This is a genomic window from Pseudoalteromonas sp. Scap25 (assembly GCF_013394125.1).
In the GTDB taxonomy this organism is placed as follows: domain Bacteria; phylum Pseudomonadota; class Gammaproteobacteria; order Enterobacterales; family Alteromonadaceae; genus Pseudoalteromonas.
The window spans coordinates 354002-376446 of sequence record NZ_CP041328.1 but is presented as its reverse complement, the minus strand read 5'-3'; the positions used below and the strand labels follow the sequence as shown (position 1 = coordinate 376446).

The 22445-nt window shown below is 40.4% G+C and carries 16 protein-coding genes and 1 pseudogene; 10 read left to right on the top strand and 7 right to left on the bottom strand.

What is annotated here, in order from left to right:
* The first annotated feature begins 525 nt into the window (after positions 1-525).
* The 3 genes from rmuC to FLM54_RS17110 all read left to right on the top strand — a co-directional run bounded on the left by rmuC (position 526) and on the right by FLM54_RS17110 (position 3558).
* Positions 526-1995, top strand: coding sequence for a DNA recombination protein RmuC (gene rmuC / locus FLM54_RS17120; RefSeq protein WP_178957082.1), 1470 nt, complete (start codon positions 526-528; stop codon positions 1993-1995).
* A gap of 70 nt (positions 1996-2065) precedes the next feature.
* A complete protein-coding gene (locus FLM54_RS18915) occupies positions 2066-2983 on the top strand; it encodes a hypothetical protein (protein WP_256729749.1) in 918 nt (305 codons plus the stop codon).
* Positions 2980-3558, top strand: coding sequence for a DJ-1/PfpI family protein (locus FLM54_RS17110; RefSeq protein ID WP_178957081.1), 579 nt, complete (start codon positions 2980-2982; stop codon positions 3556-3558). Before FLM54_RS18915 ends, FLM54_RS17110 begins: the two co-directional genes overlap by 4 nt.
* On the opposite strand, the gene FLM54_RS17105 is transcribed toward FLM54_RS17110, so the two are convergent.
* Positions 3555-4445: a LysR family transcriptional regulator gene (locus tag FLM54_RS17105; RefSeq protein WP_178957080.1), complete on the bottom strand. Its 891-nt coding sequence runs from the start codon at positions 4443-4445 to the stop codon at positions 3555-3557. The genes FLM54_RS17110 and FLM54_RS17105 overlap by 4 nt on opposite strands.
* 98 nt (positions 4446-4543) lie before the next feature.
* Here FLM54_RS17105 and FLM54_RS17100 point away from each other — a divergent pair, with 98 nt between their 5' ends.
* The 3 genes from FLM54_RS17100 (at position 4544) to FLM54_RS17090 (ending at position 6578) form a co-directional block, all read left to right on the top strand.
* The gene (locus FLM54_RS17100) at positions 4544-5032 is read left to right on the top strand and encodes a DUF2938 domain-containing protein (RefSeq protein WP_138740720.1); all 489 of its coding nucleotides are present in this window, start codon (positions 4544-4546) and stop codon (positions 5030-5032) included.
* A 9-nt stretch (positions 5033-5041) separates the two neighbouring features.
* Positions 5042-5686, top strand: a complete 645-nt coding sequence (gene tmpT / locus FLM54_RS17095; RefSeq protein ID WP_178957079.1) for a thiopurine S-methyltransferase — start codon at positions 5042-5044, stop codon at positions 5684-5686.
* A 91-nt stretch (positions 5687-5777) separates the two neighbouring features.
* Positions 5778-6578 (top strand): class III extradiol ring-cleavage dioxygenase, encoded by an 801-nt coding sequence (locus FLM54_RS17090; protein ID WP_178957078.1) that lies wholly within the window; start codon positions 5778-5780, stop codon positions 6576-6578.
* Positions 6579-6653: 75 nt separating this feature from the next.
* Here the strand turns inward: FLM54_RS17090 and FLM54_RS17085 are convergent, their stop codons facing one another.
* Positions 6654-7517 (bottom strand): MBL fold metallo-hydrolase, encoded by an 864-nt coding sequence (locus FLM54_RS17085; RefSeq protein WP_178957077.1) that lies wholly within the window; start codon positions 7515-7517, stop codon positions 6654-6656.
* Between the two features lie 104 nt (positions 7518-7621).
* Between FLM54_RS17085 and FLM54_RS17080 the strand changes: the two genes are divergently transcribed.
* From FLM54_RS17080 to FLM54_RS17070, 3 genes are all read left to right on the top strand, one after another.
* Positions 7622-8509, top strand: a complete 888-nt coding sequence (locus FLM54_RS17080; protein ID WP_178957076.1) for a LysR family transcriptional regulator — start codon at positions 7622-7624, stop codon at positions 8507-8509.
* Between the two features lie 134 nt (positions 8510-8643).
* Entirely contained in the window at positions 8644-10989 is a 2346-nt protein-coding gene (locus FLM54_RS17075) for a S9 family peptidase (RefSeq protein ID WP_178957075.1), read from the top strand.
* Between the two features lie 715 nt (positions 10990-11704).
* Positions 11705-17374, top strand: coding sequence for an Ig-like domain-containing protein (locus tag FLM54_RS17070; RefSeq protein WP_178957074.1), 5670 nt, complete (start codon positions 11705-11707; stop codon positions 17372-17374).
* A 181-nt stretch (positions 17375-17555) separates the two neighbouring features.
* On the opposite strand, the pseudogene FLM54_RS18990 reads toward FLM54_RS17070, so the two are convergent.
* The 3 genes and pseudogenes from FLM54_RS18990 to FLM54_RS17060 form a co-directional block, all read right to left on the bottom strand.
* Positions 17556-17766, bottom strand: a pseudogene (locus tag FLM54_RS18990) (ISAs1 family transposase); the annotation flags it as partial.
* 128 nt (positions 17767-17894) lie between these two features.
* Entirely contained in the window at positions 17895-18869 is a 975-nt protein-coding gene (locus FLM54_RS17065) for an alpha/beta hydrolase (protein ID WP_178957073.1), read from the bottom strand.
* A 535-nt stretch (positions 18870-19404) separates the two neighbouring features.
* Positions 19405-19716 carry a hypothetical protein gene (locus FLM54_RS17060; protein ID WP_008110823.1) on the bottom strand — a complete coding sequence of 104 codons (312 nt, stop codon included), beginning with the start codon at positions 19714-19716 and terminating at the stop codon, positions 19405-19407.
* Between the two features lie 109 nt (positions 19717-19825).
* On the opposite strand from FLM54_RS17060, the gene nhaR reads away from it, so the two are divergent.
* The gene (gene nhaR, locus FLM54_RS17055; RefSeq protein ID WP_178957072.1) at positions 19826-20719 is read left to right on the top strand and encodes a transcriptional activator NhaR; all 894 of its coding nucleotides are present in this window, start codon (positions 19826-19828) and stop codon (positions 20717-20719) included.
* Between the two features lie 60 nt (positions 20720-20779).
* On the opposite strand, the gene FLM54_RS17050 is transcribed toward nhaR, so the two are convergent.
* Together FLM54_RS17050 and FLM54_RS17045 are read right to left on the bottom strand one after the other, a co-directional pair.
* Positions 20780-21154 carry a hypothetical protein gene (locus FLM54_RS17050; RefSeq protein ID WP_178957071.1) on the bottom strand — a complete coding sequence of 125 codons (375 nt, stop codon included), beginning with the start codon at positions 21152-21154 and terminating at the stop codon, positions 20780-20782.
* A 65-nt stretch (positions 21155-21219) separates the two neighbouring features.
* A complete protein-coding gene (locus FLM54_RS17045) occupies positions 21220-22029 on the bottom strand; it encodes a sulfite exporter TauE/SafE family protein (protein ID WP_178957070.1) in 810 nt (269 codons plus the stop codon).
* Between the last annotated feature and the right edge of the window lie 416 nt (positions 22030-22445).

The window sequence follows — 22445 nt, the reverse complement described above, 5'->3', positions numbered from 1 at the left end:
TTGCAGTTTCTCCAAGTTTTCATGTTGATATCCCATATAGTAGTTACTAGACATAGTAATGATTAAGCCAGCCAGTTCAGCGCTGGCTTTTTTTTTGCCTGAATATTTTAAACAATTTTATTTAAAATATTTTTGAACTAATCAATAATAGCTGGGTCTATTAATATGCTTGTAGTTGATATGTTGTTATACAAGTTTCATGTTGATTTCCCTGTTTGATTACTAATTTACTAATTTAGTAATATTGAGCCAGCTTTATTAGCTGGCTTTTTTTATGCTCTAAATTCAACTTTTTTAAAAATTATTTTGAACTAATTTAATCAGGACGCGTCTACTATTATGCTTGTAGTGATGTGTTGTTATACAAGTTTCATGTTGATTTCCCTGTTTGATTACTGATTAAGTAATATTGAGCCAGCTTTAATAGCTGGCTTTTTTTATGCGCTTAATTTAGTGCGTTACCCCTACTGCTAAAGAGCGTTATTCGTTATGATGGCATGTCACTAAATTTTAAAAGTTTATTTTATGTTTACTTCGTTTTTATCCCATTTAGATTGGTTAAGTGTAAGTGCTGGCGCTATAACAGGCATGGCTATTTGTGGTGTTGTATCAATGCAATTAAGCAAAAAAATAAAGCGCCAAGTAAATGAGCAACAACAACAGTTAATGTTATTACAAAGCCAGCATGAGCAAACACAAAGCCAATATGCCGCGTTGGTTGAAGAGCACGATTTATTAGGACTTACACATCAAGAGCAGCGGGATCAGTCTCAGCATTTTAAAACCCGTTTAACTGAGCAAGAAAAGCAAAGCCAACTTTATAATCAATATTGGCGTAAAGCCGAAGCTGAGCTAACCGTTCTGCGAGAGCAATACAACCTGCGCGATGTAGAGCTTAATAATATACGCACTACCCTTGAGCAAAAGCAGCAGCATTTTAGTGAACAACTCGCCCATATAGAGCAAAGTAAAGAAACGCTTAAAAAAGAATTTGAAAATTTAGCTAACCAAATATTAGAAGAAAAGTCGCAAAAATTTAAAACCCTCAATCAAGAAAGCATAGAGCAGTTACTTAAGCCGGTTCAAGGTGAGCTAAAAGGCTTTAGAGATAAAATGGAGTCTATTCACGTTGAAGACTTACAGCAACGTGCAGCACTTAAAACCGAGCTATTACATTTACAAGCCAAAAGCCAAGCAATTACCGATCAGGCCGATAAGCTAAGCAATGCCTTACAAGGGCAAAAGAAAACCCAAGGTAATTGGGGCGAACTCATGCTCGAAAATGTGCTTGACAGCGCAGGCCTACGCGCTGGTACCGATTACAAGCGAGAAGTGTCGTTTAATACCGAAGACGGCCGTTTGCGCCCTGATGTAGTGGTGTATTTACCTCAAGGCCGCCACTTAGTGATTGATGCTAAAACATCGCTAAACGCATACACACGCTACGTTAATGCCGATAATGAACTAGAAGCTCAACAAGCAATTAAAGAGCATGTTGAGGCCGTAAAAGCGCGTATTAATGAGCTTGCTAGTAAATCATATGACCGCTTACCAGGGCTTAACTCCCCTGAGGTAGTGATCATGTTTGTACCGATAGAATCCGCGTTTGTAGAAGCCCTTAAATACCAAAGCGACATTTACCAACAAGCCATTGAAAAAAACATTCTGGTTGCTACCCCCACTACCCTGCTAACCAGTTTAAATATTGTTAAACAGTTATGGCGCTTTGAAGAGCAAACTAAATATTCAAAAGAGCTGGCTAATCGTGCTGAGCGTTTTTATAGCAAGCTCAATGGGTTTTTAACCAGTATGGAAGGCGTGGGTAAACAGCTCGATAAAGCCAAAGAAAGCTACGATAAAGCGTTTTCACAGTTATATCGCGGTAAAGGTAACTTAATTAAACAAGCTTCTGAGTTTAAAGAATTAGGGGTGTCGGTACAAAAAGAATTGCCTAAAGAAAGCGTTGAACGAGCGCAATTAGAGTTAGATGAATAATTTTGCTAAACGTTATTGTGTCATCATATAGACGTGCAGTTTAAAGTAACAAGAAGGATAATTTATAGCGATGAAAGGTTTTATAAATAAAGGAGTCGCTAAGCTAAAATCAACATCAGATCAACTGTTTGATGAATTTAATAAAGGGTATGTCTTAGCAAGAGAAAAAATCGATGGCTTGCCGATCTTTACGTCGTTTGAGCGCTTTGGTACGCAAACCCCTACGTCATTCGATGAAAAGCATTACTTTGTTATTCCTTTTGCACTATCTGAACATCAATTCGCTTTACATACCATGCGCTATTTACCAAAAGGTGTACCAGAGATTAATAACTTGCCCAAGCGGCGTATTTTTCATTTTCCTAATGAGCACGCTGAAGCAGGTCTTCGCCACTATATGCTAAACAGTGCCGATGAAATTATGCGTGAGCAAGCTGTTGGTCAAACTAACTCATTACAGTCGCTTGCCAACGATATTGATGCTTTAGATCAAAAACTCACCTACGGAATGCTTTTAGTTGGCGGCTTAGCAGCTATTGCAAACCCATTGTTAGGAGCTGGCATTGCAGCTAAAGCTATGTTGCCAAGCATCACCGGCCTACTGAATAAGTATGATGTTCGTGCTTCTGCCGATAAACTGTCTCAGTATCAACTTGAAAAAGAAATAAAAGCAGCTCAAAACAATATAATTACAGAGTTTGAGGCCGCAAACACGCTGCAGTTGATCAACCCTATTCTACAAGAATTAGAGTTAACTCTTAGAACGACTGAAGCTGAGCATGATCCTTTAAGCTGTTTTAATTTAGCTGATGGATCATTATCAGAACTTAACGATGACAAATGGCGTGAGTTAACAGAAGTTGCTGTCTGTCATGTTTATAAAGATGTTTACGATGAACCCTCATTACATAAACAAGCAAATTTGGATGCAAAAGACTTAAGATGGTTAAAGTTAATGTTCGATGCAGTCAAGGAAAACACGTTATGAACATTGGGATTTATATTTACGATGATGCCGAAGTACTGGATTTTTCAGGCCCATTTGAAGTGTTTAGCACGGCAAAGCGCTTAGCAGATAATAACTGGCAGGTATTTTTTGTAGCAGAACATGCAGCGCCAGTAATTGCCCGCGCAGGGTTTAGTGTAAACCCCCATTACAGTTTTGCCGATCATCCGGTTATTGATTTGCTTATTGTGGTTGGTGGTGTTCATACTGGTGAGCTAAGTAAGTCGCAAGTAATTAGCTGGGTAAAAAAAGCGGCTGATTCTGCAAATCACGTTGCTTCGGTGTGTACAGGGGCTTTTTTATTAGCCAAAGCGGGTTTGCTCGATGGCTTAACGGTGACTACGCATCGGGAAGATCAAGCCGATCTTGCTGCTATGTTCCCAAGCCTAAACGTAGTTGCAAATAAGCGTTGGGTGTCACAAGGTAAATTTACTACCTCTGGTGGTATTTCTGCGGGAGTTGATATGAGTTTGGCATTAGTTGCGCAGTTAATAAGCCCATCACACGCTGAGCATACAGCAAAGCAAATGGAATACCGATGGCATAAAAATGGTTAACTCCCTGGTAACTGTTGCTGAATAAAATTATGTATGTAATCACGTAAACAAACCGCTTTTTTACTAAGTAAACGACCGCTTGGCCAAATAGCAAAGATTTCGCGATTATGGCTTTGCCAGTTTGGTAATGCCCTTACAAACTCTCCTGTTGCCAACTCGTTTATAATTTCAAATCTAGGTAATAAGCCTACTCCTTGATGATCAGCCACTTGGTATTTAACAAAGCCAGTATCGTTATAAATACTGCTAAATCGACACATGTGTGTATAGCTTGCGCGTGAAGTAATGTGAGTGAGTGGCCATTTATTTCTTAGTGTCGTGCCAATTAAGCGGTGTTGTTTAAGGTCGCTTGGTTCTGTGAGCACTGGTGCATTGGTTAAATAAATTGGGGTAGCCACCAAAATCGAATCTGCTTGTCCGAGTTTTTTTTGTTGCAAAAGTGAATCCGCTTGTGGGCCGATTCTTAATGCTAAGTCGGCTTGGCTTTTAATTATGTCTTCAAGTTGATTGCTTAAAACAAGTTCCAATTGGATATCAGGATACTCTTTAGTAAACGACAACCACATTGACTTTAAAAAGCCATGGCAAATATTAAGCGGCGCAAGCACTTTAAGTTTGCCGCTTAATTGCTCTTTTTGTTGATTGAGGTGATGACTGGTTTGTTCAAACTGCTCAACTAAACTTGCGTAGCTTTGGTAATAAACCTCTCCCTGTTGGGTTAGTGTAAATTGGCGCGCAGAGCGGTGCAGCAGCTTTTGGCCCAGTCGAGACTCTAGGCGTTGTAATCGCCTTGTAACGGTTGCCGCAGGGAGCGATAAATACTCGCCTGCTTGAGACAGGCCCCCTTGTTGAACTATGTGCACAAACAACACTATATCGTCTAACATGATTCCACTTTTGCAATTTAAGTTTGATTAAATCTTTGTATTTAACGTTTTTGCAAGTATATATCATAGTGCTTAAGTTTTCAGCAAAGGGTGACATTATGTTTTCAACAATTGATTGGTTGGCGGTCATAATTATTGGTATAGGTGCTACGGCATTACTTGATGTATGGGCGCTACTACTTAGTAAGTTTGGTATTAACTCTTTAAACTTTTGTATAGTGGGTCGCTGGCTATGTTTAATGCGCTACGGCAAGTGGAAACACCTTGCTATTAGTAAAACCGCTGCACAACCTAATGAATGCGCAATTGGTTGGTTTAGTCATTACTTCATAGGGGTTATTTTTGCATTGGTATTTATACTATTGTTGCCAAATCATTGGTTAACAGCGCCAAGCTTAATGCCTGCTCTATTTTTTGGCGTGCTAACGGTTGTTATACCTTTTTTTTTGATGCAACCAGCTCTCGGGCTAGGTATTGCTGCGGCTAAAACATCAAAGCCAATCACAGCTAGAATTAAAAGCATTTTATCGCACGCAGTGTTTGGTGTGGGTTTATACCTAAGCGCATTAGCGCTGTCACTCTTTTGAGAGGTTATTATGCAAGCAGAATATTGGTTAAAGCGCTGGCAAAATAATGATGTTGGCTTTCATGGCGATAATGTAAACCCGAGTTTAGATCGTTATTTTACTAACTTAAATTTACCGCTAGATAGTCGTGTGTTTGTACCTTTGTGTGGCAAAACAGTTGATATACACTACTTGCTCAATAAGGGCATGCAAGTTGTGGGTGTAGAACTTAGTGAGCTTGCTGTTCAACAACTGTTTGATGAATTAGCACTTACGCCAAAAATAACGACACATGGTCTACTTACTGCGTATCAGGCTCTGGGGATCTGTATTTGGGCCGGTGATGTGTTTGCTTTAACGGTTGAGCATTTAGGTCATGTTGATGCAATATATGATCGCGGTGCCTTAGTCGCGCTACCCTACACTATTCGCAGTCAATATGCCCAACACTTGATTAGCCTAAGTGATGCTGCACCGCAATTATTGATCACCTGTATTTACGACCAATCTCAACGTAGTGGCACGCCATACAGTGTGCCTGCGGCAGAGGTACAGAGTATTTATGCAAAGCAGTACAGCTTAAAAATGCTCAGCTGCGAAAAATTAAACCAAGGTATTAAAGGTGTTACCCCTGCCAGTATTGTGGTTTGGTTGATGACTGCTAGAGCTTCTTAGAATTTGCACTTTAGCTGTGCATTTTTGTGGCTAGTTAATTGTGATTTGAGCATGCATTATAATAACCACATCGAACAATTAAGGGTTAAGTATGCCGCAACCAGCAAATGTTTTCTTTTTATCTCATGGCGGCGGTCCATTACCGCTGCTAGGAGAGCCAAGCCATAAAGATATGGTGGAATGTTTACAAACCGTTGCTGCTAAAATCAAAAAGCCTAGCGCTATTTTAATGATCAGCGCACATTGGGAATCAACCCCTATTGCAATCACAGCCTCAGCAACACCTAAATTAATTTACGATTACTACGGTTTTCCTAAGCAGGCGTATCAATTAACTTACCCTTGTGCTGGCCAGCCGCAACTTGCTAATTTAGTACAACAAGCGCTCACAACACACAATATTGACTCAAAACTCGATCTACAGCGTGGCTACGATCACGGTATGTTTGTACCGTTAAAAATTATGTATCCAGAGGCCGATATTCCCTGTGTGCAAATATCCTTGCACCCAAGCCTTGATCCGCTGTTGCATGTTGAAATTGGTAAAGCGTTGCAAAGTATTGATTACGATAACTTATTAATTATAGGCTCAGGCTTTACCTTCCATAATATGCGCGCTTTTGGTGTTACTCAATCAAACGATGTTAACCAGCAAAATCAGGCATTTGAAAATTGGTTGGTAAGCACAATCGCAGATCAAACATTAACCGAGCAACAGCGTGAACATCAATTATTAGCATGGCAGCAAGCTCCAGCTGCACGCTTTAATCACCCTAGAGAAGAGCACTTGTTACCGCTACATGTATGCTATGGCGCTGCTATGTGTGCAAGCACTGAGGTATTTGAATTAAATATTGCCAATAAACGAGCCAGTATGTATTTGTGGCAATAATAAAAAACACGCCAGACTTTGCTAGGCGTGTTTTTTGGTTCTACTGTATTTATTACAGTGGTTAAGCGTAAGTAATTACCATTTCATTTCGCCTTTATGAACTTTAGCGCCAATGCTAAGAGCCATAGGTAATACAGCCTCTGGGTATGAGTTGGTCATTTTATCTATCAGCAGCTTACTGCTATCACTACTTTGCTTAGCGTGTGCAAAATCCTTTAAATACTGGATTGAAAAATCAATATTTGCAGCATCTAATTGGGTGCCTGCTTTCATATGCCCAGGGATCACCACGTCAGGGTTGAGTGCTTTCATTTCATTAAGTTGCTTTGCCCATGCATTTTGCTCTGCCTGAGTTTGTGCATCGGCCATCCATAAATGAACATTAGCGTATACAGCCACATTTCCTAAAATAGCTTTATTATCAGGGATCCATAAATATGGGCGATGATTATGCTCACCCTCTGTACCACGAATTTCAATGGTATGGCCTTCTATTTTTAAGCTATTACCATTAAATATCTTAGGTACGACGGGGTTTTTAGGGGCGTTTTCCCCCATTTTTGGCGTCCAGAAAGCAAGTTTACCTTTAAGCTTTGCTGCTATTTTTTGGTGCACTGCCGGTGTGGTTATAATCTTTGCGTCAGGAAAAAACTGCTGTAACACTTCAGCGCCAAAGTAGTAATCAGGATCGGCTTGGCTAATAAAAATAGTTTTTAGTTGTTTACCAGAGTCAATTACTTTGGCGGCAATGCGCAGTGCATCTGCTTTGGTAAATCCGGTATCAATTAAAATTGCATCGGTACGGCCATACACCAGCGTGGCATTAACATGAAAGCTATTGCTGTCAGCGTTATACACATCAAGGGTTAGTGGGGTTTCGTCTGCAATAGCGATATTGCTGGCTAATAGTGTGCTTAGTAAAAGAGTGCGTAGGTTCATAGTATTCTCATCATTGGTTGCTAATGCGAGCATAATAAAGGTTTGATATGTTCAGAAAAACAACCAATAATTAGCATCATTGTTTCATAAATCGTGCAAATACTATGGATAAACTCACCGCAGCGCAGGTTTTTGTGGATGTTGCCTACTCAGGCAGTTTTACTGCTACTGCCGATCGGCTTGAAATGTCACGCCCTATGGTTACTCGTCATATTGAGTCGGCAGAGGCCTGGTTAAATACGCGCTTATTGCATCGCACTACCCGTAAAGTAACGCTTACCACCGCCGGCGAGGCCTGTTTACCCGAAATAGAGCAATGGTTAGCACAGGCTAACCGTTTAGTTGAACAAACTAAAAGCCAGCAACAGTTGTCAGGTAAAATACGAGTAGCGACCAGTATGTCGTTAGGTTTTGCACAATTAGCCCCTATATTTACACGTTTTATGAAACGTCACCCTAACGTGCAAATAGACATAGATCTTGAAGACTCAACCACAGATCTAATAGAGCAACGTGTTGATTTGGCAATACGTATTGCAGCCAATCCTGATCCTTCGTTAATAGGTAAACCTATTGCCGAGTGTGAATCTATATTAGTGGCCTCAGCCGACTACCTTGCTGATTATCCGCCAATAACGACACCACAACAGTTAAGCGCTCATCAGTGTTTAGGCTATAAAAACTTCGACCGATATATTTGGCATTTACACAACGGGGATGAGTTTCAATCTGTTGATGTTAAATGCAATTTAAGTGCAAACGAGGCCACCACATTACTTCATGCAGCCATAGCCGGTGGTGGTATTTCAGTACAGCCTACGTATTTGGCAAATCAATATATACTTGATGGTCGCTTGCAGCGTGTATTAGCGCCATGGACATTAAACCAAATGAAAATATATGTGCTTTACCCTTCTCGTCAGCATTTATCGGCAACAGTAAGAGCACTAATCGACACGCTCAGTGATGAATTTAAAAATCCAGCATGGTAATTAATTATAAAAGTTTGGGTTTAAACCATAGCTTTGTGCGTTAAGCATGCTGATATTGTGTAGGTTATTTTGTTACAGTAAATGTAATAAGCGCCTTAATCTATAAAGGTCAGCAGACCCAAGGAACAATAACAATGAATCTGATCAAAATATCGGGCTTGGCACTGGCCATTGTTGCGGGCTTAGGCTTGCAAGCATGTTCAAGTACCAGCATAACAACCAACAATAATGCAGCGATGAGCACCGTGAATAATCCATTAAGCCTAGCGCAAATTTATAAAGATAAAGAATTTAAAACCCAGCGAAGCACTTACTTTAAATGGCTAGACGATGGTACCGGCTACACCGTACTTGAAGAGCGCGAAAGCGAAAAAGAAAAAGCAGACGATAGCAACGCCGATGACGACAAAGAGCACGGCGTAAAAGGCAACGACATTGTATTTTACAATGCTGACGGCACGGGCCGTAAAGTATTGGTTGAGTTTGAAAAGCTGTTGCCAGAGGGCGCAGACGAGTCATTTGCAATCGAAAGCTATCAGTGGTCAAAAGACGGTAAATGGCTGATGGTATTTACCAACAGCGAGCAAGTTTGGCGTTCGCGCAGCAGAGGCGATTTTTGGTTACTTAACCTTGAGACTAACCAATTACAGCAACTTGGTGGTAAAGACGTTGAGCCAACTAAATTAATGTTTGCTAAGTTCTCGCCAGATAGCTCAAAAGTGGCTTACGTACGCGACAACAATATTTATATGCAAGCGGTTGGTAGTAACGATGTAACTGCGCTCACAACCGATGGCAGTGCCACCATTGTTAACGGTAATTTTGATTGGGTATACGAAGAAGAGTTTACTATTGCCGATGGTTTTCGTTGGAGCCCCGACAACAAATCAATCGCCTATTGGCAGCTTGATACCAGTGACGTTAAATTTTTCACTATGATCAACAACACTGACGAACTGTACCCTACCCTTAAAGAATTCCCTTATCCTAAAGCGGGTGAAACCAACTCTGCCGTGCGTGTTGGTGTGGTAAGCCTTGCTGATAAACAAACCCGTTGGGCTGAGCTTGAAGGCGATAACCGCGACCGTTATATTCCGCGTATTAGCTGGGCAGGCACCGGTAATGAATTAATGATTCAAGACTTAAACCGCCCACAAAGCCATAACAAAGTGTGGTTGTTTGATTGGCAAAAGCAGCAACTGACTAAAATTTTAGAAGACAAAGACGATGCGTTTATAGAATGGTTTTATAAAGCCAACTGGTCAAAAGACGGTGAGTTTTTTATTTGGCATAGCGAACGCGACGGCTGGCGTCATCTTTATCGTGTATCGCGCGATGGCAAAACTATTATCGACCTAACCCCAGGCGATTACGACATTATTGATATGCTGAGCATCAATGAAGACAAAAACGTAATGTATTTTATTGCCTCGCCAAACGATCCTGGTCAGCGTTATTTATACAGCACACCGCTTGATGGCAGCAGCAAACCGGTACGGGTAACGCCTGCTGAGTTTGAAGGTTCAAACAGCTACTACATGTCAAAAGATGCCTCATGGGCTATGCACACTTACTCAAAATTTGGTACGCCACCGACTAAAGAGATCATTAAAGTGGCAGATCATAGTAATGTAAAAACCTTAGTTGAAAATACAAAGCTTAAACAAAAACTGGCTGAGCAAAGCTTACCAAAGCATGAGTTTTTTAAAGTAAATGCGCAAGATGGCACCGAGCTTGACGGCTACATTATGTTCCCAGAAAACATGGATAAAAGTAAAAAATACCCAATTGTGTTTTACGTATACGGCGAACCATGGGGCTCTACCGTGCAAGACCGATGGGAAGGCAACAGTTACCTGTATAAATCACTGCTAACGCAAAAAGGTTTTATTGTGGCATCGGTTGATAATCGTGGTACACGTGCACCAAAAGGCCGAGATTGGCGCAAATCGATTTATAAAAAAATTGGCTCAATTACCGTGCAAGACCAAGTAGACGCGCTTGATGCTATGGCTAAACGTTGGGATGTAATAGACACTGACCGCGTTGGCGTGTGGGGACACTCAGGGGGCGGTAGTTCAACCCTTAACTTACTGTTCCGCCACGGTGATAAATTTAAAGTAGGCATTGCCTCAGCACCGGTGCCAGATATACGTTTATACGACACCATTTACCAAGAGCGTTATGCAGGCAACCCAAACACCGATCCTGCGAGTTACGATAACACCTCGCCGATTACCTTTGCTAAAAACCTAACCGGTAAGCTGTTGCTTATTCACGGCACAGGCGATGATAACGTGCATTATCAAGGCTCAGAGCGTTTAATTGACGAGCTTGTAAAGCATAACAAGCAGTTTGAGTTTTTCTCATACCCTAACCGCTCACATAGCCTACGTGAAGGCAAAGGCACCACTTTGCATTACCATACTATGATGGCTGGCTTTTTTGAAAAGCACTTACTAACCAAGCAATCGCTTTAAAAAGTAAAATACTAAAGCCGCACACTAATTATTAGTGTGCGGCTTTTTTGAACAAAATGTAATGGGGGTTTACAGCTTCTTATACTTCTTTTTTCGGTTATATAAGTACACTTTTTCCATATATCCAGCACCAAGAACTATCGATGTAAATGTGCCTGTCTTTCTTAGATTGATGATCAACGCCTCCAACTCAGTGGATCTTCAGGCTGTTTGATAATAAAAGTTTGGATACGAATATTACTCTTTTTTAAAGTAATATATTAATAACTTTCAAATGTTTGCTTGACTATTGAAGTTTGAACAATATTAAGCATTTGGCCTACAACTCTAATCACGCAATGCTTTTGATTAATGTCATATCGATTTATAAATGTTCAATTATGCTCAGAATGGCGCTGTAGCCAAGGGTTTGGAGCTATTAGATCATATCAGTTAACAAAGTGCGATCCCGCCCTGGGACTATAGAAGTGTGGTTTAATTTAGTTTTGATTTAACTAAATAAGTAAAAAAAAGATATTATATCTCTCATTTTATTTTATATTTAATTATAATAATCAAATATTTATGTAATTTGTTAATTGTTTGTTTCTTTTGTGGGTGAGTGGTTAACGGTGAATGTTCCTCTTGTGGGCAATGATTGGCAATATCTCGCGTATCGCGACTTATTAACGGATTACATATACCACTTCTTCGTATTGATAGGTAATAATTTTTTATGAGAACCACCGCTCAAACCATTGCTAATATTAAACCTTCGGTTTGTATTAAGCATATTTCAGCAATCAGCTCTTTATTTAATCTGGGAAAATTCAGGTTGAAATCCGGTATTAAATTACTTGCATATAATGCCTTTGCTTTACTTTTATTTGCTTTTACCAGTATGGCATACGCCAATAACAACCCAGTGTGGCAGCATTGGAGTAAAGATAAAATTGCTTCATTTACAAACGGTTATCGAAGTGATGTGGCAGACTTTAATCAAGATAATCTACCTGATTTTATTGTTACGTCATTGTATGGCAATGCTGTTAATGTATATCTAAATGATGGCAATGGTAAATTTGCAACAGTCGTGTCTCCATTAGGCGCAGATGGTGCAGATTTACGGGAAGTCGCCGCTGGTGAATTAGACGGTAAACCAGGTCTCGACTTTGTTGTAGCAGATTTTAAGAACGACGCTGTGTATTTATACACCAATAATGGCGCGACGCCGACCCCTGCTTTTACTCGTACGACACTACCAACAGATATCGCATCACCAAATGGTGCTCAGTCTATCAGTCTCAGTGATCTAGATGGTATCAATGGTTTGGATATTGTTTTAGCGTCTCAAAATTATCGCGATCGTATATATGTTTATCTAAATGATGGTGCTGGTAATTTCACCCAAAGTCGGATATACGATGGCGATAATTATTCGTTATTTGAGATAACAGTTGCTGATGTTTCTGGCGATGATATACCTGATATTATTGCTGGTGACTTAGGTAGTACAGCTGGACGTAACTTCTGGTTAAAGGGTAATGGTGATGGCACGTTTCAAGCGGGGTTAAATTCATATGCCACAGAAGCAACTGATTTACCCTCACTTCAAACTGCTGACTTTAATGGTGATAGTACCAACGATATATTTGCTATTTCTAAAACTGAATTATATTGGTTTGAAAATAATGGTACGGGTTCGTTCACCGAGCATTTGATCAACCCAGGTGAGCCTATTATCGATAATGGCTCGCAGGGAAATGTGGCTGATATCGATGGAGACGGCGATATCGATATTTTAATGGGTTCAGAGAGCGATGTCATTTGGTATGAAAATAATGGTTTAGGGAGTTTTACAAAACAGCAGATAAGCTCAGGTTTTGAGCTAATAAATGCTGTCAATGCTGTTGACTTTGATGGTGATAATAGCCCAGATATTGCGGTAGTCGACAGAGTTGGCGGGGGAGTTTTTTGGTTAAAGAGTCAAGCTGATTTTAGTGTCGAAGAAAAGAACGTTGTAGTAGGCAGTGTTAATGCCGAAGATATGGATAGCGACACTTTAACCTATAGCATTTCTGGCGGGGTAGATTCTGCGAAGTTTAATATAAACTCAAGTAATGGTGCTCTTACTTTTCAAAATGCACCTGATTATGATATCCCAGACGACGATGGTAAGGATCGTATCTATAACTTTAATGTAAGTGTTAGTGACGCAAAGGCAAATGTGATTATGCCTGTTGAAGTCACTATCACCGAAGCTCCTAAATTTGCACCCGTTATTACCGAAGGAACCTCAGTGTCGGTAACTATGAGTGAAAACGCAAATCCAACAGCCTTTGTATTAACGCTAAACGCTACCGATCAAAACAACGATACATTGACTTGGTCAATTAGCTCAAATGCTACCAATGGTATCGCGAGCGTTTCTGGCACAGGTACTTCAAAAGCGATTGGCTATACCCCAAATATCAATCACGATGGTACTGACCGCTTTAACGTGAGAGTCAGTGATGGTGAAGGCGGTATGGATACAATTACTGTCAATGTCATCATACAAAACGTTAATGTGCTGCCAATGGCGACATCTCAGACTGTTTCTTTAGCTGAAGATACGGCGAAAGCGATGACCTTGAAGGGGACCGATAGCGATGGCACCATTGCCCGATATCTTATCGGTACACCTTCTCACGGTAGCCTATCGGGTACTGCACCTAACTTAACCTATATCCCCACTGCTGACTTTAATGGTAAAGATAGCTTTTCCTTTACAGTGACAGATAATGATGGCGGCGTCTCTTCTGCTGCAACGGTATCGATTTTGGTATCATCGGTAAATGACCTACCGACAGCGAGCGCACAATCTGTATCGGTTGAAGAAGATGGTAGTGTGGGTATGACATTGTCAGGATCTGACCGTGACGGCACCATTGCCCGTTATCTTGTCGGTACACCTTCTCATGGAAGCCTATCGGGTACTGCACCTAACTTAACCTATATCCCCACTGCTGACTTTAATGGTAAAGATAGCTTTGCCTTTACAGTGACAGATAATGATGGCGGCGTCTCTTCTGCTGTAACAGTATCGATTACTGTATCGTCGATAAATGACTTACCTATGGCGAACGCACAATCTGTATCGGTTGAAGAAGATGGTAGTGTAGGTATGACATTGTTAGGCTCTGATCTTGACGGCACCATTGCCCGTTATCTTGTCGGTACACCTTCACATGGCAGTCTATCGGGTGCTGCACCTAACTTAACCTATACACCCACTGCTGACTTTAATGGTAGCGATAGCTTTACTTTTTCTGTAATTGATAATGAAGGCGGCGAGTCAGAGCCTGTAAAAGTCGATATCACCATTGATGCAGTAAATGATGCGCCATTGGCTGAAGATGACACCATGGAGTTTGATAAAAATGGTCAGAATAGGTATGTCCTAGATGTTTTAATCAATGACAATGATATTGATGGTGATACGTTAAGTGTTGTATCGGGCAATGCTGATATTGGTAGCGTGGTTGTTGAAAATGGCCAGCTTGTCTTTAATGCCCCTCCTGGTTTTATAGGGTCACTCACATTAACTTACCTCATATCTGATGGTAATGATGGGACTACTACCGCAACAGTCACGCTTACCATTAACGGCTTGTTTGATGACATCGCGCCAACGCTTACCCTACCGGAAGATCGAGTCGTTAATGCCACAGCGTTATATACTAAAGTTGATTTAGGCGTAGCAACCGCACTCGATGCGAACGGTAACCCATTACCAGTATCGCTGGTCGATAATCGTGCAATGTTTTCTCCTGGTATAAGTAAAGCTTACTGGCAGGCTACCGATGCTGACGGTAATCAGTCAATTTCAGCACAAGGTGTTCAGATCCATCCGCTGATTTCTATTGGTAAAGACCAAACCGTTGTGGAAGGGAGTACGGTAACGGTGAAATTTTACTTGAACGGCACGTCACCGACTTATCCAGTGGTGGTACCGTTTACTGTGTCAGGTGATGCGCTTGAAGGGGCTGATCATAGCTTAATATCTGGTGAAGTCGAAATTAGCGAAACCAACACAGCGAGTATTACTTTCGAGACCTATGACGATAGCGTCGCTGATAGCGGTGAAACCATAGTAATTAGCCTGTCTGATACCGTGAACATTTCTCCAGATTCTGTACAAAATATCACATTATCTGAAGGCAATATTGCACCAGAGGTGATGCTTACGGCTAAACAGCAAAACGAAAACCGTACGTTATTGTCGCGATCTGATGGCGAGGTAACCGTTAGTGCAGCCATTAGCGATAACAACAGTGCAGATAGCCATACACTCCTATGGTCAAGTACGTCAGATGAGTTAAGTGTGCTAATTAATAGGACAGTATCTGAAGCCATATCGTTTGATGCGGCAGACTTATCGGTTGGTATTCATAAGTTAACAGCACAGGTTAAAGACTCGGGTGAGCCAGGATTAACGACACAGGCCGACATCTACCTAAACGTGGTGAGCGCGCTACCTGTATTAACTGAAACTGATACAGATGGCGACTTAATTCCTGATTCACAAGAAGGTTTTGCTGATAGTGACGGTGACGGAATTGCTGATTACTTAGATGCTATCAGTGTGTGTAATGTGGTCCCTGAAATGATCAGCACGCAAGCCACCTTCTTAGTAGAAGGTGAATCGGGTGTATGTTTGCGTAGAGGCTCGGCCGCACCTGCAACGCAAAGCGGTAGCTTATTGTTAACCCATGAAGAAACCGTTCAAGCTGTCGGTGAAGATGGGGAAGCTAAAATAGTTGGTGGTATCTTTGATTACATTGTTGTTGGTTTAGAAAAGCCAGGACAAGAATACAAATTAGTATTACCACAGCGCCAGCCTATTCCACTTAATGCCATCTACCGTAAGTACACTGATGCAGCTGGTTGGGGAAATTTTGTTGAAGATGCTGACAACATACTGTTTTCAACCCTTGGTGAGCCTGGATTTTGCCCTCCTCCTGGTAGTGAGCAGTGGCAAGAAGGTTTAACGGAAGGTCACTGGTGTGTGCAGTTACAAATTGTTGATGGTGGCCCGAATGATAACGACGGTGTTGCCAACAGTAGCATTGCTGACCCTGGTGGTGTAGCTATTTACTTAAGCACGAATACCACACCCGTTGCTGAAAACGATGCAATTACGATACAGTGGAATGAAGCGGCTAATATTGATGTATTGGCCAATGACAGCGACATTGATGGTGATGAACTGCTCGTGCTAAGTGCAAGTGCAAATTTTGGTGCGGCAGAGGTGTTAGCGAATTCATCACTTAGCTACATGCCAAAACCAGACTATGCGGGTATAGATATCATTACCTATGTAATTTCAGACGGTAATGGTGGCACAACAAGTGCGCAGGTGAGTGTTAACGTTATTGCGAATCGTAGCCCAGTTGCTAATGATGACGTTGCCTCGACGGATGATAGAACAGTTATAACGATTGATATATTGAAAAATGATACCGATGAAGACGGCGACACGTTAATGATTATCTCTGCGTCAGCGATACACGGCAGTACTGCGATTGTGAATAACTCTATTCAATATACGCCGGCAATAGGGTTTGATGGCACAGATACTGTCACTTATATTATTTCTGATAATAAAGAAGGTGAAGCTAGTGCCAAGGTTAGTGTGAGTGTTGATGCCTTTGAAAGCGCTACAGTCGTTAATGAATCAAAATCAAGTGGTAGTATGTCGTTATTCACCTTATTGCTATTGCCTTTAGCATTTGTGAGACGGGTGAAATCTATCAAGTTATTAGCTGCAACTATATTAATGTCTAGCCTTATGGTTTTGCCTGCTAAGGCTGAGTGGGGGCTTACGGCGAGTGTTGGCCAAGCAACTGCGCATGTATCTAAAGGTGAGCTGAATAGAGCCTTGGGCTCGTTAGATGCACAAATAACAGCTTTAGATGACTCTGATACTAGCTGGAAACTGGGCGTTGTTTATCAGGTTAATACGAATTGGTTTGTGGATGTTAGTTATCAAAGCTTAGGTGATTTCTCTGCTAGTATCGATGGTATGACATTAGATGGGAATGCATTTAAGCACGCTGTTTCAAAAGTCCAACCTATAACAGCAGGTGGTATCTCTGCGGCTGTTGGGTATCAGTACTTTATTAACGACCAGTGGTATTTAGGTGCTAGCTCAGGCGTATTGGTGTGGAAAAGTGACAACAAGACTTATAGCCAGGGTTTGGCAACGATTAACCGTGAAGAGAATGGTACTGATCTCTACTTCGGTATTGAGCTAGGTTATCAGCTCTCTGATAATATGAGTGCTGGACTGGGTTACACATACTATGGTCTAAAACAGCATGATATTAGCTCTGTTGGGTTAACGGTTAAATACTTTTTATAATTAATTGTTAGCATTCATATTTTTAAAAAAACCTATAATGGCGTATAGCTGTTATAGGTTTTTTAACGTTATAACGATGTGATGTTGAGTGCTTACTAATCTCACTGATGAGATCAGGGAGCGAGTATACTTTGATGAATTTATAATCCAAAAAAAATACTCGGACTCGATAATCATCGCTTCATCCAGCTTTTTTCAATTTAACCTTCTGGCTTGCTACTCCACAATCGCATTGCTTCAACATGTTGATCACGAATAGTCTAAACAACGCTATGTTTTTTACCGCACCATCTAACGTAATGCGAGAGTTCTCCTCTTTAAAAAGAATATCTAAATGTAATACGGGTTGTTTTCAATTCGCAATGCTGTCGAACATAATGCCCTAAAAACAAATAGCGTGTGGCTTTTTTAATCAAAATGTAATGGGGGTTTACAAAGCGTAAGTTGGATAGAGTGCAACGAAACCCGACAATAATAAAAAATGACTTATAAACTCAATGTCATCTAAAATAGCGAAGGCTCACCATGTTATTAGCCAGTTTTCAATTTCGATAACATCATCACGATCAAACACCATTAAACTTGAATGAGAGCGAGCATTAAAAGTTATTTTTTTTACTAACTCATTTTGTATAGATGAAAAGTAAGCCGAGGGGGATAGAGAGTCAATATCTGAGTTAATTAACAATACAGGTTTTTTAGTCTCAGTTAATTTAGGCAATAAATTTGTTTCTTGAATGGTTACTCCTGCCTCAAACATTGCTTGGTTAACAATATTATCAATCTCGCTATGAAAAAAATGACTAAGCAAAGGCGATTTATAAGGTAAGTACTCCTTAGCTGCAACATCAAAACTCATCATTGGGGCAAGTAAAATAGCAGCGTCAACATATTCTGATGATAATAAGTTACTTGCAGTAAGTGCTCCCATAGAATGGCCGACTACAACAGTCTGGTTATTTGGTTGATTTAAAAGTGATTCAGCAAGCAGTTCATTTAAAATGCCGTGCTCTTTTGCTGCAAATACAAATGCTTCAGTTGATTCACCATGGCCAAAAAGATCTGGAATAATAACGTTCATACCAAGCGCTCTAAAATAGATAGCTGAGGCCATCATTGCTTCTTTACTGCCCCCATAGCCATGAAGCAATAAAGCAGTGCCTTTAAAACGATTAAATGTATCTGGTGTCATTCTGTGTGAAATTGTATTTTCTACATTATTACCAGTTGCATGAAGGTTGTAATAAACAGAACTCTCTTGCGAAAATTCGGCTGCTTGATAAGGTTCAGCAGTCAGATATGTAATGCATTGAGTGGTACTAAAAGAGCAAAAATTTTGTTTTTCAAAGCCAATGTCGCTAGGTTTTGCTTTTATAAACTGTGCTTCAGAAAGATAGATACCGGGGTTTGACATGACGTAACTGCCAATAGAAGTACAGCCAGACAAAGAAAATATATAAAGTGTAACTGCTAATAGTTTGGTGAAATTTTCCATTTTCGCTTCATTAGTTAAACTTGAACATCAACACTTTAATTAAGCAGATAACGTCCTATGAGGTGGAAGAGGTTTTAGCCGTTAGTTAGGCATTTTTTTATTATTTCAAAGTACCTTAACAGTATCTTCTATCCACCTCAATTTTCTCGAGTAAATAAATCTGTTTGGTATTAGGTAGACACTTGCTTATTAATCAAAACCCAAATTTAGTGCTTAGTTACGACTTTGAGTTACTTTTTTATCTAAGTTTTATGGATTTAGGTAATTGAAAATTTCACTCTCTTTTTAATCAAAATGGTGTGAGGGGTTTACAGCTGAGGTCAAAGGTTAAAGGAACAAGGTCAAAGATTTTTAGTTACGGTAAGTTGGGTAGAGTGTAACGAAACCCAACAAAGAAAGGCGGCTTTGCTCAATAGCAATGCGCTAAAGGCTCAACAGGTAATAAGTGAATCGTTTAATACTAAACATGGCTTGGAATTAGAGTCGTATTAAAAGAGTAGCATCCATGCCACTGCAAGTGCGATATTAATAAAAATTAAGAGCTTGGTTGCGAAGGTTGATACTTATTAACGAGAATGTGCTGCAAACTTTTAAGTGCCCGCTTTATCGCTTGCAGCATACTTCTTCCTTTTGTATTTACATTAATACTGGGTAGCCCCGGCAAAAGAATATTAATTTTGCATTGCTGCAAAGTGCCGTGGCGCTCACTCGAAAGATCATTTATTTGAATCTCTACTTTACGAATATTTAAAGCATGTTTTGCCAATTGGCTTTTTATCAACTTCAAAAGCGACATCTTTTCACTTGCGTTAATTATCTTATTTTTAACTGTAAGTTTTAGCTTCATGCAATTACACCTTTTAATAGTAACTATGTTGCAGGCATGACTGTAATCTACTAACTTAGTGGCAAAGGAAAAAGCTGATTATTTCTTACTTTAAAACAGGTATTTTCGAATGATTACCAACATCAACTACAATCACTTATATTATTTTTGGCAGGTAAGTAAGCACGGCAGTATTGCTGCGGCGAGTAAAATACTTAATTTAACGCCGCAAACGGTCAGCTCACAAATTACTAACTTAGAGCAACGATTAGGAAAACCACTGTTTGTTCGCCAAGGCCGAGGCCTACAGTTAACGGAGTTTGGCCATGTAACTCAGCAATACACCAATGATATGTTTGCTATTGCTCACGAATGGCTAGAAACCACGCAAGGTGATACCACGCAATACTCACGAACGTTAAAGGTCGGTATTTCAGACGTGTTGCCTAAATCACTGGTGTCGAAGTGGCTAGCGCCTTTAATTAATAACGACTGTATTACCAACTTGCACTGTATTGATGGCCAACAAGATGAGCTGCTGGCACAAATGGCGATTCATAAGATCGATTTAGTGTTAGCTGATAAACCACTCGATACTACCTTGTCATTTAAGGCGTTTTGTCATGAAATAGGCAAAAGCCAAATCGCTCTTTTTGGTAACGAAACATGGCATTCGCAATTACATAAGCAGTTTCCGCAGTCTTTAAACAACAAGCCTTTAGTGCTCCCCGCAAAAGAAAGCCCCGTCGCGCGTGCTATTTATTATTGGCTGCAAGAGCAAGAGATTGAAATGACAATAGCAGGCCATGTTGACGACAGCGCATTAATGAAATCACTCGGTGAGCAAGGGTTCGGGATATTCCCTGCGCCTATTTTGGTAAAAGCCGAAGTGGAGCGCCATTACGGCGTAAATTACATTGGTACAATTGATAATGTTTATCAGCATTATTATGCCTTTACGCCCGACAGGCTCATTAAAGACAGTATTTATGATGAATTTATAAAGCACGCGCAAATGACGTAGATTTTAGTTAATCGCCTTAAGATTGACGGGCGTCGGGGTGCGGGTTACGGATCTAAAACCTTACAGTTCAAATAAATATATTAAAAATATCAACAAAGCGATAAAGAATACCGGAGTGAGCAAATAAAATATGATATTGGCTAAAATTTTATTATTATCTCTAAACTTTAATACTTTTTGGCGTGCGGCAATTAAGGCTGGGAATGTAATAAACCCTTGGATACCGATAGCTAAAGTAATAGTAAGTTGCATGATAATAATTTGCCAGTATTGCTCTGGGTCATCAATTAACGATGCTTGTTGATAGTCGCTGCCTGTCGTTCCAAGCTGATGAGCAGTTCCTGTAATTAACCCTATGATAGGTGATATCAAAAAGAACAAAGCAACACTTAAGATTGTTTTATCAACTTTATGCCTTAATTTAACTATTTTCATAGCATCCTTGCCTTAAAATTTTTTATTTCAAAATATATTCGCAAGCAAGCCTGCGAACTTTAACCTTATCGAGTAAACATATTTATTGCCATTATTATTAATAAGCCGGCAAATATTTTCTTTATGGTTGAAACTGGCAAATAATGGGTGGCTTTAGCGCCGAGTGGTGCGGTAAACCATGAGGTGCATACAATACCCAATAAAGCGGGCAAATATACAAAGCCTGCAAATCCTTCTTTTAGGCTAAATAACTGGCTGCCTGAACTGATATAACCCATTGAACCAAACAGGGCTATCACAATGCCTGAGGCCGAGGCGCAGCCAATGGCTTTTTTCATATCGACAGAAAAAAACGTCAGTAACGGCACTAATACTGCCCCGCCGCCAATACCTATCATGGCAGACAAGCCACCGGTTATGGTCGTATAAACACTCAGTAGTCCTTTATTTGGTAACGGGCGCTCTAATGATGAATCATTCTTACCTGAAAAAATCATTTTTAATGCAATTAACACCACACTTACAGCAAATACCAAACGTACCACATGCTCAGGTAACAGCGCGGCCATAAAGCCACTAATGAGCGCGCCAAAGGCAACGCCCGCCATCACCCAAGGTGCAATATCCCACGGTACATTGCCATTTTTATGATGCGCAATAGCCGACGAGGTCGAGGTAAATAAAATAGAGGCCAGTGAGGTCGCAATGGCAACCACCACTACTTGTTCAGGTGGCAAAGCATTAAAGTGCAGTAATATCATGCTGAGTATGGGCACAATCACCAGCCCGCCCCCTATTCCTAATAAGCCCGCTAAAAAACCAACACCGCTACCTAATATGGCGCAGTATATAATTAACACTATTAAATCACTCATTCCTTTTGTCTCTTCTTATGTTGTGGAAAGTTCTGCGACGGCGAACTGCTTAATAAAGTGCTTAAGCTCACCAAGGTTTATCCGAGTATATCAACAACCGTTTATGCAAATGGCACTTTAAGTGCCTATAAGCATTGAATAATACTCACGTTTTGTATGAGTAAATCACAACACACGTAAAAACATCTAGAAATCTAGACTTCTAAAGTGGGTTTTATCGCATAGGGAGCGTCTACTAGCCTAATTTATTCATTCAACTTAGTAAGAGAGTGAATCTGGCTCATGTTTTACCTGAAATAATACCGTTTTTCTTCATGCTACATAGCGCGTATAAATTTATTAACTCTGCAAAGCACCATTACAGTTATCCCGTTAGTTTGGTTTTAACAGCGAGTAATGTGTCATTGATAAAAGCA

Excerpts from the sequence above, each read along its gene's own strand:
- rmuC (WP_178957082.1), top strand. The coding sequence starts at position 526 with ATGTTTACTTCGTTTTTATCCCATTTAGATTGGTTAAGTGTAAGTGCT.
- FLM54_RS18915 (WP_256729749.1), top strand. The coding sequence starts at position 2,066 with ATGAAAGGTTTTATAAATAAAGGAGTCGCTAAGCTAAAATCAACATCA.
- FLM54_RS17110 (WP_178957081.1), top strand. The coding sequence starts at position 2,980 with ATGAACATTGGGATTTATATTTACGATGATGCCGAAGTACTGGATTTT.
- FLM54_RS17105 (WP_178957080.1), bottom strand. The coding sequence starts at position 4,445 with ATGTTAGACGATATAGTGTTGTTTGTGCACATAGTTCAACAAGGGGGC.
- FLM54_RS17100 (WP_138740720.1), top strand. The coding sequence starts at position 4,544 with ATGTTTTCAACAATTGATTGGTTGGCGGTCATAATTATTGGTATAGGT.
- tmpT (WP_178957079.1), top strand. The coding sequence starts at position 5,042 with ATGCAAGCAGAATATTGGTTAAAGCGCTGGCAAAATAATGATGTTGGC.
- FLM54_RS17090 (WP_178957078.1), top strand. The coding sequence starts at position 5,778 with ATGCCGCAACCAGCAAATGTTTTCTTTTTATCTCATGGCGGCGGTCCA.
- FLM54_RS17085 (WP_178957077.1), bottom strand. The coding sequence starts at position 7,517 with ATGAACCTACGCACTCTTTTACTAAGCACACTATTAGCCAGCAATATC.
- FLM54_RS17080 (WP_178957076.1), top strand. The coding sequence starts at position 7,622 with ATGGATAAACTCACCGCAGCGCAGGTTTTTGTGGATGTTGCCTACTCA.
- FLM54_RS17075 (WP_178957075.1), top strand. The coding sequence starts at position 8,644 with ATGAATCTGATCAAAATATCGGGCTTGGCACTGGCCATTGTTGCGGGC.
- FLM54_RS17070 (WP_178957074.1), top strand. The coding sequence starts at position 11,705 with ATGAGAACCACCGCTCAAACCATTGCTAATATTAAACCTTCGGTTTGT.
- FLM54_RS17065 (WP_178957073.1), bottom strand. The coding sequence starts at position 18,869 with ATGGAAAATTTCACCAAACTATTAGCAGTTACACTTTATATATTTTCT.
- FLM54_RS17060 (WP_008110823.1), bottom strand. The coding sequence starts at position 19,716 with ATGAAGCTAAAACTTACAGTTAAAAATAAGATAATTAACGCAAGTGAA.
- nhaR (WP_178957072.1), top strand. The coding sequence starts at position 19,826 with ATGATTACCAACATCAACTACAATCACTTATATTATTTTTGGCAGGTA.
- FLM54_RS17050 (WP_178957071.1), bottom strand. The coding sequence starts at position 21,154 with ATGAAAATAGTTAAATTAAGGCATAAAGTTGATAAAACAATCTTAAGT.
- FLM54_RS17045 (WP_178957070.1), bottom strand. The coding sequence starts at position 22,029 with ATGAGTGATTTAATAGTGTTAATTATATACTGCGCCATATTAGGTAGC.